A 12,645-nucleotide genomic window follows, 5' to 3' on the forward strand; every position below is an offset into this window, starting at 1 on the left:
AAGTGTTACTGATGTCTTGATGCAGTTTTGTCACCGATGTCCCAATACATGACATCATTAATCAAAAGCTTCGCGTTCATCGTCATCACTACGGTGGGCACGAAGGTTTTTTATTCCTATATGAAGCATATCTTTCTTAAATGTCCGAATGATTGAATTCTCCCAACTAGTGACTGTAGGCTATAGCCCTACTAAGACTTTGGGTGAATGCGGGGTATCGTGGCGCGGACGAAAAATACTGGGACTCAAGACGCGATTCCCCTGAGCACCACGTTGAAAAGGCTCAAGCCTTTTGTTGCGCCGGTACTCCCCCGACTCATCGGGGGATTTTTCTGCGCCCTCGGTGCAGGCATCGTGGCACTGGCCATTCCACAGGTGCTGGCAAAGCTTGTCAACGAGGTGCTGCACATCAACGGTTCAGCCTCCGACGTGTGGTTTGCCGTCGGGGTGATCACCGTCCTCGGCTTCCTTGAGGCGCTGCTGATCTTCCTGCGCCGCCAGTTCGTGCTCAATCCCGCCGCAGGCGTCGAAACCGAGATGCGCATCCACTTCTACCAGCACCTGCAGCGCCTGCCCGTCTCCTTCCATGAACGCTGGGGGTCCGGGCAGCTGCTCTCCCGCTCGATGTCGGATCTCTCGCTGCTGCGACGTTGGCTGGCCTTCGGCGCCATGATGCTCATCGTCGATACCGTCACCGTCGTCACCGGCCTGGTGCTGATGTTCTTCCACTCATGGATTTTGGGGCTGCTCTTCCTGATCGGCTCCATTCCCATTGCCATCAAGGCCTATCATTTCCGCAATGACTTCCGCGCGGCCAGTCGCCTGAGCCAGGATCAGGCGGGAGACCTGGCCACGGCCGTCGAGGAATCGGTACACGGCATCCGCGTCATCAAGGCGTTCGGCCGCGGCCGCGACATGTACGAAGGCTTCAACGCCCAGGCCAAGAGCCTTCAGGAAACCGAGCTGTCCAAGGCCCGCACCCTTGCCAGCTTCCTGCTCACCGTGGTCGCCGTGCCGGAAGTCATCCTGGGCATCGGTTTGATCATCGGCATTGCGCAGGTGGCCGCGGGCACGCTGAGCGTGGGATCGCTGGTGGCATTCTTCGCCATCGCCGCAGTGATCGCCATCCCCGTCGAAGCCATGGGCATGCTGCTGGGCATGACCCTGAGCACCAAGACCGCTCTGGACCGGCACTTTGAGGTCATGGATTCGATCAACAACATCACTTCCCCGGACTCCCCCACACTGCCGAAGAAGTACACCGGCGCGGTGGAACTGGAGCACGTGCGTTTTGCCTATCCCGACGACGCGGGACGGGCCCGCCCAATCCTTGCGGATGTCAACCTGTCGATCCGCCCCGGGGAGACCATGGCGCTGGTGGGAATCACCGGCTCGGGCAAGTCGACGCTGCTGAACCTAGTGCCCCGCCTGCACGATGTCAGCGCGGGCGCCGTCTTGGTCCACGGAGTGGACGTGCGCGACTGGGACCTGGATCAGCTGCGCACGGAGATTGCCGTCGCCTTCGAGGACACCACGTTGTTCTCCACCACGATCCGCGAGAACGTGCTGATGGGCGCACCCGCCGGGCTTGACGCGCGGCAGCGCGAGGCGCTGCTTTCCGAGGCGCTTGACGTGGCCCAGGCGCAGTTCGCCTACTCGCTGGCCGAGGGCGTGGACACGCTGATCGGCGAGGAGGGGCTGTCCCTCTCCGGTGGCCAGCGCCAGCGCATCGCACTGGCACGCGCCATCGCCGCGCAGCCTCGGGTGCTGGTGCTCGACGACCCGCTCTCCGCGCTGGACGTGCGCACCGAGGAGGCAGTCACCGAAAGGCTGCGTGCGGTGCTGGATGGCACCACCACCCTGGTCGTGGCGCACCGCCCGTCCACCGTGATGCTGGCAGACCGCGTCGCCCTGCTGCGCGATGGCAGGATCGATGCGGTGGGAAGCCATGCGCACCTGTTGAGCACCAACGAACACTACCGCTATGTCATCGCCAGCCTGGACGAAGACGAGCAAGATTCCCAGATCCCTTCGGAGGTCAACCGATGAGCCAGCCGCGCGGCGTCGCCAATGAAGACGCCATCAAACTCACCGGGGCTGAACGCAAGGCGGTGCGTCAGCGTTCATTCAGGCTACTGGCAACACTGGCGCTGCCGCAGAAGAAGCTGTTTGCGCTAACCGTGCTGCTGGTGCTCGTTTCAAATGCGGCCCGGGTGGCGCTGCCGCTGCTGATCGCCTTTGCCATCGACTGGACGCTGCCGGCGGTCCGCGAGGGAAATTGGGCCGCGCTGGGCTTCACCGGTGCGGCGTACATCCTGTGCGCCGTGGTCGCCGGGGTGCTGCTGTCCTGGTACATCAAGTCTGCGGCCCGCATCTCCCAGGCGATGCTCCTGGACCTGCGGCTGCGGGTCTTCCGCCATACCCAACGGTTGAGTCTTGAATTCCACGAAAGCTACACCTCCGGGCGCATCATCTCCCGGCAGACCTCTGACCTGGAAACACTGCGCGAGCTGTTGGATCAGGGCGTCTCCGAACTCGCCTCGTCCTGCGTGTTCGTGATCTTCACGCTGATTTCAATTTTCATGCTCGACTGGCAGTCTGGCATCATCGTCTGCTTCGTGGCCATTCCCGTGGCGGCCCTGTTCTACTGGTACCAGAGCCGTTCCGAGGTGCTGTACCGCGAGTCCCGCGTGGTCTCGGCCAAGGTCATTTCAACCTTCGTTGAAACAATGACCGGCATCCGCGCGGTCAAGGCCTTCCGCCGCGAACGCGCCAATGATGAAAACTACTCCCGGCTCGCCGAACAGTACCGGGACAACAACGTCAAGTCATTCAACCTCTTCGGCATCCTGCAGCCTGGGCTGGTGCTGCTGGGCAACCTGACCGTGGCCGGGCTCTTGGCCTTCGGCGGCTTCCGCATCCTAAATGGCACGATGGAGGTCGGCGTCATGGTTGCCTTGCTGCTTGCCTCGAAGCGCATTTTCCAGCCGATGGACGAGATCGCCATGTTCTACTCCTCGCTGCAGTCTGCCACGGCGGCCCTGGAAAAGGTTTCTGGCCTGCTGGAGGAGGAGCCGAGCGTGAAGGAACCGCTCGCCCCGCGCAGCATCCAGGACGTGCAGGGCGAGCTGGTGTTCAAGGACGCGGTGTTCGGCTACGGGGACGGCCCGGTGATCATGGACCGCTTCGACCTGGACATCCCTGCCGGCCAGACGGTGGCGGTAGTGGGTCAGACCGGCGCCGGCAAGTCCACCCTTGCCAAGCTGATCGCCCGCTTCTACGACCTGCGTTCCGGTTCGCTGACCCTGGACGGTGTTCAGATCAAGGAGCTGAGCAACGATCAGCTGCGCCGCCACGTGGTGATGGTGACCCAGGAGGCGTTCCTCTTTTCCGGTTCGGTCGCGGAGAACATTGCACTGGGGCGCCCCGGCGCCTCGCTGCAGGAAATCCAGGACGCAGCCAAGGCAGTGGGAGCCCACGAATTCATCCTCGACCTGCCCGACGGCTACGACACCGACGTGAACAAGCGCGGCGGCCGCGTCTCGGCGGGACAGCGCCAGCTGATTTCATTTGCCCGGGCCTTCCTGGCCGACCCGTCGGTGCTGATCCTCGACGAGGCAACCAGTTCGCTGGACATCCCCTCGGAGCGCGCGGTGCAACACGGCCTGCAGACCCTGCTGGGCAACCGCACCGCCCTGATCATCGCCCACCGCCTATCCACGGTGCAGATCGCCGACCGCGTGCTGGTGGTCCACGGCGGTCGGATCGTTGAGGACGGCAGCCCCGCCCAGCTCATCTCCGCCGAGGGACGCTTCGCCGCCCTACACAAGGCCTGGCAGGATTCACTGGTCTAACTGCCACCACGCGACTGGCCCCCGATCCAGCCGTGGGCGGCTTGATCGGGGGCCAGTTTCGCATTGCACGAACAGTGCCGGAGCCGTTGCCGCTTTCTAAGGCAGGTGCGGGTCAACCTTGAAGTGCTCGGCCACCTGGGTGATCACCTCGTTTGCGCCCTGGATTGACACCGAGGTCAGGAAGATCTCGTCGGAAACTTCCATGACATCACCCTCCAGCCGGGTCCACAGCGGGTTCGCTGTGAAGGAGTCCGCCTGGGCGCGGGCGGCGTCGCCCTCCGAGCCTTCCGGGGCGGAAGTCGCCTGGAAAATCACGGTGGCGTCAGCGGTGAGGATTTCCTCCGGAGACAGCTGGGTGAATACCGTCTGGTCGGTGTCCGGTGCCTCCGCCGGGCGCGGGATGCCCATGTCCGCCATCACTTCGCCGATGAACGACTCAGAAGAATACAGCCGTGCGGTGTCCTCTCCCATGAAGCGCACGAGCGTATAGGTCGTTTCGTCGTCCTTGGCCAGGATTTCTTTGCCCACCGCGGCAGCCCGCTGTTCGTAGTCGGCCACCGCCTGCTTGGCCTGGGTTTCCTTGCCCAGCGCCTCGCCGAGCAGCACGATGTTTTCCTTCCAGGTGGCGCCGACAACCTCGGAGAATACCGTGGGCGCGATCTTCTGGAACTGGTCAAACAGTGGGCCCTGGCGCAGGTCGGCGGAGATGATCAGGTCCGGTTCCGTGGCAAGAAGTTTTTCCAGATCGGGTTCCTGCAGGGTTCCCACGCTGACAGCTTCGTCGGTCAGCTCCGAGACATCGCCCAGATAGGCAGGAAACCCCTGATCCCTCAGGCGGTATTCGGGATAGGCGACCACCTCGGCGCCCAGCAGCAGCGCGCCGTCAACGTAGGACGTATCCAGAGCCGCCACGCGTGTCGGCTGTTCAGGAATCTCGGTGGTGCCGCGGAAGTGTTCGATGGTACGTGGGAACCCTGCCTCGCCGTTGGCGGCGTCCGACGATTCCTTAGCCGCGGGGGCCGATCCGGCGCAGCCGCTCAAGGCGAGCGCGGCAATAGCGAGTAGGGCACTGGTCCGCAGAACGCGAGTATGTTTCACTAAAATTCCTTCATTACGGTAATTCGACATAGAACGCGTTCACTAATTAGCTTAGGGTCGCCTCAAACGCGATTAGTACCGCAGCACGAGGAAAATGGTATTCCAAAAGTTCTGCGACGTGGAGGAGACACATTCACCCCGGACGCAGCAAGGCCCCGTACAGCGGGTGCTGTACGAGGCCTTGCTGCCGCGGTATTAGGCGCTGAAGCTGCGTCCGGTCAGACGCTCATAGGCGTCGATATAGCGGGCGCGGGTCTTCTCGATGATTTCAGCAGGCAGGGCCGGTGGCTCGTCGCCGGAGGTCTTGTCCCAGCCCGAGGCGGTGCTGGTCAGCCAGTCGCGCACGAACTGCTTGTCGAAACTGGCCTGGGCCTGACCCGGCTGGTAGGCCGCGGCATCCCAGAAGCGCGAGGAGTCGGGGGTGAGCACCTCGTCGCCCAGAGTGATCTCGCCGGTAGCCGGATCAGCACCGAATTCGACCTTGGTGTCGGCAAGGATGATGCCGCGTTCGCGGGCGATCTTCTCCGCCTGTTCGTAGAGCGCCACGGTCTTCTCGCGCAGCGCCTGCGCCACCTCGGAGCCCACGCGCTCGACGGTTTGGGCGAAAGAGATGTTCTCGTCGTGCTCCCCCACCTCGGCCTTGGCCGATGGGGTGAACAGCGCCGGCTGAAGGCGCGAGCCGTCCACCAGGCCCGCCGGCAGCGGCAACTCGCACACCGTCGAGGAGACCTTGTACTCCGCCAGGCCGGAGCCGGTCAGGTAGCCGCGGGCGATGCACTCGATCGGGTACATGTCCAGCTTCTTGCAGACCATGGCACGGCCAGAAACTTCGGCCGGCACCTCGGTGGAGATCACGTGGTTGGCGAAGTCGCCCAGCTGTTCGAACCACCATAGGCTCAGCTGGGTCAGCACCTTGCCCTTGTCCGGGATTTCGCTGGTGAGCACGAAGTCATAGGCGCTGATGCGGTCGGAGGCCACCACGAGCACGCGGTCGGTGTCTTCAAATGAGACGCCGGCCGGCACGTAGAGGTCGCGCACCTTGCCCGAGTAGAAGTGGTCCCAGCCCTCAAGGGTGAGTACGTCGGTCTGCAAACCTGCCATGGATCTTCCTCTACTTGCTTTCGTTCGCGACGAGGATTTCGCCGCGTTCGGCCTTCAGTGCGATGTCGCTGCGCGACTGGGCGCCCGGCCAGCTGATTTCTGCCACGCCCGCGTAGGCCGCCCTGCGCGCCGCCGACAGGTCGTCGCCCAGGCCGACCACTGCCAGTACTCGGCCGCCTGCCACGGTGATATTTCCTTCGGCGTCTGCGGCGGTGCCGGCATGGGCCACGTGGACCGCATCGATGGCGTTGGCTGCATCGAGCCCACTGATCACCGCACCCTTGACCGGGGTGTCAGGGTAGTTCTCGGCGGCGATGACCACGTCCACCGCCGTCTGCTTGGACCAGGTCAGCTGCTCTGCGTCGTCTAGCTCGCCCTTGGCCGCGGCCAGCAGCACGCCGCCCAGCGGGGTCTTCAGCCGTGCCAACACGGCCTGGGTTTCAGGGTCGCCGAAGCGGGCGTTGAATTCAATGACGCGGATGCCGCGCTTGGTCACGGCCAGTCCGCAGTAGAGCACTCCGGTAAAGGGGGTGCCGCGGTGTTCCATCTCGCGCAGGGTCGGGTAGGCAACGCGTTCCATGACCTCATCCACGAAGCCTTCGGGCAGCCATTCGAGCGGCGAGTACGCGCCCATGCCGCCGGTGTTCGGACCTTCGTCGTTATCGAAGATGCGCTTGAAGTCCTGGGCCGGAGACAGTGGAACCGCGTGCTTTCCGTCGCAGATCACAAACAGCGAAACCTCTGGACCGTCCAGAAATTCCTCGATGACCACGGTGCCGCCGGCATCAAAGCAGGCTTGGGCGTGGGCCAGGGCCTCGGCGCGGTCGGAGGTGACCACCACGCCCTTGCCGGCCGCCAGTCCGTCGTCCTTGACCACATAGGGAGCGCCGAAATCATCCAGTGCGCTTTCGGCCTCAGCGGTGTTGGTGGCAACATGCGCCATGGCGGTGGGCACCTGGGCGGAAGCCATGACGTCCTTGGCGAAGGCCTTGGAAGCTTCCAGCTGGGCGGCTGCCTTGGTGGGGCCGAAGACCGGGATGCCCGCGGCGATCAGTGCGTCGGCGACGCCCGCTGCCAGCGGCGCCTCGGGGCCTACCACCACCAGGTCGCTGGCCAGCTGCCGGGCCAGGGCGACTACCGCGGCAGGGTCCTGGGCGTCGATGGAATGGGTGGTGACATCCTGCGCGATGCCGGCGTTGCCGGGGGCGCAGTGAACTTCGTTGACGTAGGGGTCTGCACTCAGTGCTCGGACAATTGCATGTTCGCGGCCGCCTGGGCCAATAACCAGAACCTTCACAGCCAAAAGTTTACCGGAGAATTGCGCCCCGTCATCGGCCGTGACTTTTTGCCGTCCTGCAGTACACCGCCCGGTGATTTCCGATACCGCCAGGGGTAGAATGATCTGTTAAGCATCGAAGGGTCTAGAGATGAAAAATCAGGTAGAACTTCATGTCGAACTCGACGTTTCGATGGCGGATGCCGTCGCAGCCTTGGTCGATTCCGGAAGATATGCCAATCAGAGCGAAGTCATCGTGCATGCACTTCGGCTGCTCTTTTCGCAGACGCAGCCTGTGGAGCAATGGCTGCGCAGCGAAGTTGCTGCGGCCTATGACCAGATGCAGGGTTCGCCGGGGCAGCTGCTGTCATCACAACAGGTCCGCACGCATGTGGCCCAGCTACACCGGGGCGGCGCCATAGAACCGCGCTGACGTGTCGGCACCCTAGACTTGGGCTTATGCATTCAGCCCTCGAAATCACCGACTGCGCCGAACTGGTCCGCGTCACCCGCAATTCAATCATCGAGTCCCGTCACTTGGGCATCGCGGTGGTGCTGGGCCCCGACGGTGAACAGCTGGCTGCCTTCGGCAACCCACAGGCGCTGGTGTTTCCACGCTCAGCACTCAAGCCGTTCCAGGCCATCGGCTCGCTGCGCGCCGGGGCTGAACTGTCCAGCGAAGCGACGGCCCTTGCCTGCGCCAGCCACTTGGGCACCAGGGAGCATCAGGCGCTGGCGGAGAGCATACTGACACAGGTTGGGCTCACCGTTGCCGACCTGCAGTGCCCGCTGTCATGGCCGGGGGACGCGAAAACCCGCCAGCAGATGCTCAGCGGCGATGAACCGAAGAACCGCCTGGCATTCAACTGCTCGGGCAAGCACGCAGCCTTCCTGAACGCCGCCGTTGCCCTGGGGCAGAGCCCGGAAACCTATTTGGATCCAGCCGGACCGGTCCAGGTCTCGGCACGGGCGGCGATGGAGGAATTCTGCGGTCCGATCGGTTTCCTCGGCACCGACGGCTGCGGAGCACCCGCCCCGCAGATGTCGCTGCATTCCCTGGCCACCGGCTTCCACCGTCTTGCAACCAGCGACGATGAACATGCGCAGCAGGTGGTGTCGGCTATCCGCCAGCACCCCTGGGCCATCCGCGGCAAGGGCAGCGCCAACACCCTGGTGGCCGAGCGCACCGGAATCATCGCGAAACTCGGTGCGGAAGGCGTGCTCGGGATGGCTGCCCCCAGCGGACACAGCGTGGCGCTGAAGATGCTCGATGGCTCGCAGCGCGGCACCGATCTGCTGGCCCTGAGCCTGCTGGCAGCTTTCGGGGCACTTGATCCCGAGGACCACCGCTGGCTGGTCGGCCAGCTGGTGCCTGAACCAGCCACCGCCGGGGCCAGGGCTGCTGGACTAGAGTTGGTTGGTGTTGATTTCTAGCAAATATGACGAGCCTTCGTCATCCATTAGAGGGTAGGTTCCATGGCAATCAAGCGTCGCATCGACGAAGCCGAGGGACGCGCGGCGCTGCGCGCGTGGGCGGGCGCCTACCGCGAATCCTCCAAGCCAGCGCGTCCGGTGATCGCCATGGCCGTGCGTTTCGCGCTGGAAGAGCTCGCCTCGCGGGCCGAAGGCAACTCGGTGGAGGTCAGGGTGCCTCCCTTCGGTGTGACTCAGTGCATAGCCGGGCCCCGCCATACTCGTGGAACACCGCCGAATGTGGTCGAAATGCCAGCTGAACTTTGGCTTTGCCTAGCGACAGGTAACACAACTTGGGATGCGGCTTTGCAAACTGGGCAATTGCAGGCTTCCGGACTTAGGGCAGACTTGTCGGCGCATCTGCCGTTGATTGAGTACCCTTAAAGGTATGGAGCAACACCCCGCTACACCCGCTGCCAATGACCAGCCCATCGAAGTGAAGGTTCACGCCTCACCGAAGTTCTGGCCATTCATCCTTACCTTCCTCGTCGTAGGCGCGCTGGTGGGGCTGATTGTCGGCATGCTGGGCGAGCCGTCCGAAGAATATACCCGGGCCTCGGCCGCTGGGTTCTTTGCAATGTTCTGCGGCGGGCTCGGCGCGGGTATTGGCGCCCTGGTATTCGTGATCATCGACCGCGTTACCTCGCGTAAATCCACTAAACATCTGGCGGTTCCTCTGGCCGAGGATACCGATACCAGCGCTCAACAAGGCTAGGCAGTCCTTCCCCTCATTGGAAGGCAGGCGGCCGCGCACCTGGCCGCCACCCACCACACATTTGGTCGGTGTCGACCTAAGAGAAACATGAGAGAATAAAGACATGGCGCGTGGCGATGGAATGCTCAATCACGACCTGCTTCCAGGTGAGAAGGGGCCGCAGGATGAATGCGGCGTCTTCGGCGTCTGGGCACCAGGTGAAGAAGTCGCAAAGCTGACCTACTACGGTCTGTATGCACTGCAGCACCGAGGCCAGGAATCCGCGGGCATCGCCACCTCCGATGGCGCCCGCATCAACGTCTACAAGGACATGGGCCTGGTCTCCCAGGTCTTCGATGAGAACACCCTGAACTCCATGAGCGGCCAGCTGGCGATCGGCCACTGCCGCTACTCCACTACCGGCGCCAGCCACTGGGCCAACGCGCAGCCGACCCTCGGCCCCACCCAGACCGGCACCGTGGCGCTGGCCCACAACGGCAACCTGACCAATTCGGCGGACCTGGCCGACATGGTGGCGGCAAAGCTCGCCGCCGAAGGCGGCAAGGTCCGCGGCGAGATCGCCCAGGGCAACACCACCGACACCGCGCTGGTCACCGCCCTGCTGGCAGGCTCCGAAGGCCAGAGCCTGGAAGACACCGCGATGGAGCTGCTTCCCAAGATCGAGGGCGCGTTCTGCTTTGTCTTCATGAACGAATCCACCCTCTATGCGGCCCGCGATCCGCACGGCGTGCGCCCGCTGGTGCTCGGCCGTCTAGACCGCGGCTGGGTCGTCGCCTCAGAGCAGCCGGCCCTGGCCACCGTCGGCGCTTCCTTCATCCGCGAGATCGAACCGGGCGAAATGATCGCCATCGATGAGAACGGCGTACGCTCCACCCACTTCGCCGAGGCCACCCCGAAGGGCTGCGTCTTCGAATACGTGTACCTGGCCCGTCCGGATGCTTCCATCGCCGGCCGTTCGGTCTACGAATCCCGTGTTGAAATGGGCCGTCAGTTGGCCCGCGAAAACAGCGCCGAAGCCGACATCGTGATCCCGGTTCCCGAGTCCGGCACCCCGGCCGCCATCGGCTACGCCGAGGAGTCGGGCATTCCGTTCACCCACGGCTTCGTGAAGAACGCCTATGTGGGCCGTACCTTCATCCAGCCTTCGCAGACCCTGCGCCAGCTGGGCATCAAGCTCAAGCTCAACGCGCTGGAGACCGTGCTGCGCGGCAAGCGCGTAGTGGTAGTGGACGATTCGATCGTGCGCGGTAACACCCAGCGCGCGGTGGTCCGCATGCTGCGCGAGGCCGGCGCCTCCGAGGTCCACGTGAAGATTTCCTCCCCGCCGGTGAAGTGGCCCTGCTTCTACGGCATCGACTTCGCCACCCGCGCGGAGCTGATCGCCAACGGCGCGGCGGTGGATGAGATCGCCACCTCCATCGGCGCGGACTCGCTGGCCTACATCTCCGAAGACGGCATGATCGAGGCGACCCGCCAGCCGCGCGAGCGCCTGTGCACCGCCTGCTTCACCGGCGACTACCCGATCGCCCTGCCCGAGGCGAACCGCCGCGGCAAGAACCTGCTCGAAGGCGCGAATCAGACAGGCTGCGAGCCGGGCCCGGACTCCGAACTCGAAGCAACCCTGTAGCCAGCACACCCAAGCCACCCGAACCTCGGTGCAAGCGCACCGGCCCACCCCGGCCGGTGCTCACGACAGATAAGGAACCCTCTGCCATGAGCGGCACGCAAGAGCAGCCAACCTCCATCACCTATGCCGGCGCCGGCGTTGACGTCGAAGCCGGCGACCGCGCGGTCGAACTGATGAAGGACGCCATCAAGGCCACCCACAACTCTTCGGTGATCGGCGGTGTCGGCGGCTTTGCGGGCCTGTTCGACGTCTCCTTCCTTACCGGCTACAAGAAGCCTTACCTTGCCACCTCCACCGACGGCGTGGGCACCAAGGTAGCTATCGCGCAGAAGCTTGACATCCACCACACCATCGGCCAGGACCTGGTCGGCATGGTGGTCGACGACATCGTCGTGGTGGGCGCCAAGCCGCTGTTCATGACCGACTACATCGCCACCGGCAAGGTAGTCCCCGAGCGCATCGCGGACATCGTGCGCGGCATCGCCGAGGGCTGCAAGCTGGCGGGCACCGCACTGGTCGGCGGCGAAACCGCCGAGCACCCGGGCCTATTGGCCGAGGACGAGTACGACGTGGCGGGCGCCGCCACCGGCGTCATCGAGGCCGACCAGTTGCTGGGCCCGGAGCGGGTGAAGGCCGGCGACGTGGTCATCGGCATGGCTTCCTCCGGCATCCATTCCAACGGCTACTCGCTGGTGCGCCGCGTCATCGCCCACGCCAAGTGGGAGCTTGACCGCGAGGTCGCCGAGTTCGGCAAGACCCTGGGCGAGGAACTGCTGGTTCCAACCCGCATCTACACCAGCGCCTGTCTGGACCTGGTCGGCGCACTGAACGACGGCGAGAACTTCGGCGTGCACGGCTTCAGCCACGTCACCGGCGGCGGCTTGGCAGCCAACCTGGCCCGCGTGCTCCCGCAGGGCCTGATGGCCCGCGTGGACCGCTCCACCTGGTCGCTGCCAGCAGTCTTCTCCACCATCGCCCAGCTGGGCAACGTGCCGCAGCCTGACCTTGAGCGCACCCTGAACCTGGGCGTGGGCATGGTCGCCGTCGTGGATCCTGCCGTGGCAGACCGCGCAGTGGAACTGCTCAATGCCGCAGGCATGGGCGCCTGGGTCATGGGACAGGTAGAGAACCTGGATCCGTCGGCGGCCGAGGCAGGCCTCGACTTCGTTCAGGGCGCCAAGGGTGTGGACGGCGGCGCGGTGCTGCTGACCGGCAATTACGCCAAGTAGCATCCAGTACAACACTTCCACCGGCGGACCAGATTTCTGGTCCGCCGGTGTTCTTTATCCGGAAATCCTCCGCTCGAAGCCAGCCGGCAAACGTGGAAAATAATTCCTCTGGGAACACATTCGTTAAAGCGTAGGTGCAGCCTCGGAGAAGTCATTCAACTCCGAGGCTGCACCTACTTGCCATTGCCTTGCTCCAGGCGCCTGCGCAATCAGGCTAAAAACTACATGGTGGGTATGCCGAGCGTTTGATGGTTACCGTCTCGATGTTCTGC

General features: G+C 64.0%; 11 protein-coding genes. 8 read left to right on the forward strand and 3 right to left on the reverse strand.

Going from position 1 to position 12,645, the window contains the following annotated elements; all coding sequences use genetic code 11:
* Positions 1-219 precede the first annotated feature (219 nt).
* On the forward strand, positions 220-2,049 hold the full coding sequence (locus RUH64_RS01885) for an ABC transporter ATP-binding protein (protein WP_396275968.1): 1,830 nt from the start codon (positions 220-222) through the stop codon (positions 2,047-2,049).
* A complete protein-coding gene (locus RUH64_RS01890; protein ID WP_313810882.1) occupies positions 2,046-3,854 on the forward strand; it encodes an ABC transporter ATP-binding protein in 1,809 nt (602 codons plus the stop codon). The genes RUH64_RS01885 and RUH64_RS01890 overlap by 4 nt, the downstream gene beginning before the upstream one ends.
* Before the next feature lie 96 nt (positions 3,855-3,950).
* Here RUH64_RS01890 and RUH64_RS01895 read toward each other — a convergent pair whose 3' ends face one another.
* The 3 genes from RUH64_RS01895 to purD all read right to left on the reverse strand — a co-directional run bounded on the left by RUH64_RS01895 (position 3,951) and on the right by purD (position 7,350).
* A complete protein-coding gene (locus RUH64_RS01895; RefSeq protein ID WP_313810883.1) occupies positions 3,951-4,952 on the reverse strand; it encodes an iron-siderophore ABC transporter substrate-binding protein in 1,002 nt (333 codons plus the stop codon).
* A 195-nt stretch (positions 4,953-5,147) separates the two neighbouring features.
* Positions 5,148-6,053, reverse strand: coding sequence for a phosphoribosylaminoimidazolesuccinocarboxamide synthase (locus RUH64_RS01900; protein ID WP_313810884.1), 906 nt, complete (start codon positions 6,051-6,053; stop codon positions 5,148-5,150).
* A gap of 10 nt (positions 6,054-6,063) precedes the next feature.
* Positions 6,064-7,350 carry a phosphoribosylamine--glycine ligase gene (gene purD, locus RUH64_RS01905; protein WP_313810885.1) on the reverse strand — a complete coding sequence of 429 codons (1,287 nt, stop codon included), beginning with the start codon at positions 7,348-7,350 and terminating at the stop codon, positions 6,064-6,066.
* Between the two features lie 130 nt (positions 7,351-7,480).
* Here purD and RUH64_RS01910 point away from each other — a divergent pair, with 130 nt between their 5' ends.
* The 6 genes from RUH64_RS01910 to purM all read left to right on the forward strand — a co-directional run bounded on the left by RUH64_RS01910 (position 7,481) and on the right by purM (position 12,373).
* The gene (locus RUH64_RS01910; RefSeq protein WP_313810886.1) at positions 7,481-7,762 is read left to right on the forward strand and encodes a type II toxin-antitoxin system ParD family antitoxin; all 282 of its coding nucleotides are present in this window, start codon (positions 7,481-7,483) and stop codon (positions 7,760-7,762) included.
* Positions 7,763-7,788: 26 nt separating this feature from the next.
* Positions 7,789-8,763 (forward strand): asparaginase, encoded by a 975-nt coding sequence (locus RUH64_RS01915; protein WP_313810887.1) that lies wholly within the window; start codon positions 7,789-7,791, stop codon positions 8,761-8,763.
* 42 nt (positions 8,764-8,805) lie between these two features.
* A complete protein-coding gene (locus tag RUH64_RS01920) occupies positions 8,806-9,186 on the forward strand; it encodes a sterol carrier family protein (RefSeq protein WP_313810888.1) in 381 nt (126 codons plus the stop codon).
* Between the two features lie 4 nt (positions 9,187-9,190).
* Positions 9,191-9,517: a hypothetical protein gene (locus RUH64_RS01925; RefSeq protein ID WP_313810890.1), complete on the forward strand. Its 327-nt coding sequence runs from the start codon at positions 9,191-9,193 to the stop codon at positions 9,515-9,517.
* A gap of 103 nt (positions 9,518-9,620) precedes the next feature.
* Positions 9,621-11,144, forward strand: a complete 1,524-nt coding sequence (gene purF, locus RUH64_RS01930) for an amidophosphoribosyltransferase (RefSeq protein ID WP_313810891.1) — start codon at positions 9,621-9,623, stop codon at positions 11,142-11,144.
* A gap of 86 nt (positions 11,145-11,230) precedes the next feature.
* Positions 11,231-12,373 carry a phosphoribosylformylglycinamidine cyclo-ligase gene (gene purM / locus RUH64_RS01935; RefSeq protein WP_313810892.1) on the forward strand — a complete coding sequence of 381 codons (1,143 nt, stop codon included), beginning with the start codon at positions 11,231-11,233 and terminating at the stop codon, positions 12,371-12,373.
* Positions 12,374-12,645: the final 272 nt, after the last annotated feature.

It is taken from the genome of Glutamicibacter sp. (assembly GCF_032154645.1).
GTDB lineage: Bacteria > Actinomycetota > Actinomycetes > Actinomycetales > Micrococcaceae > Glutamicibacter.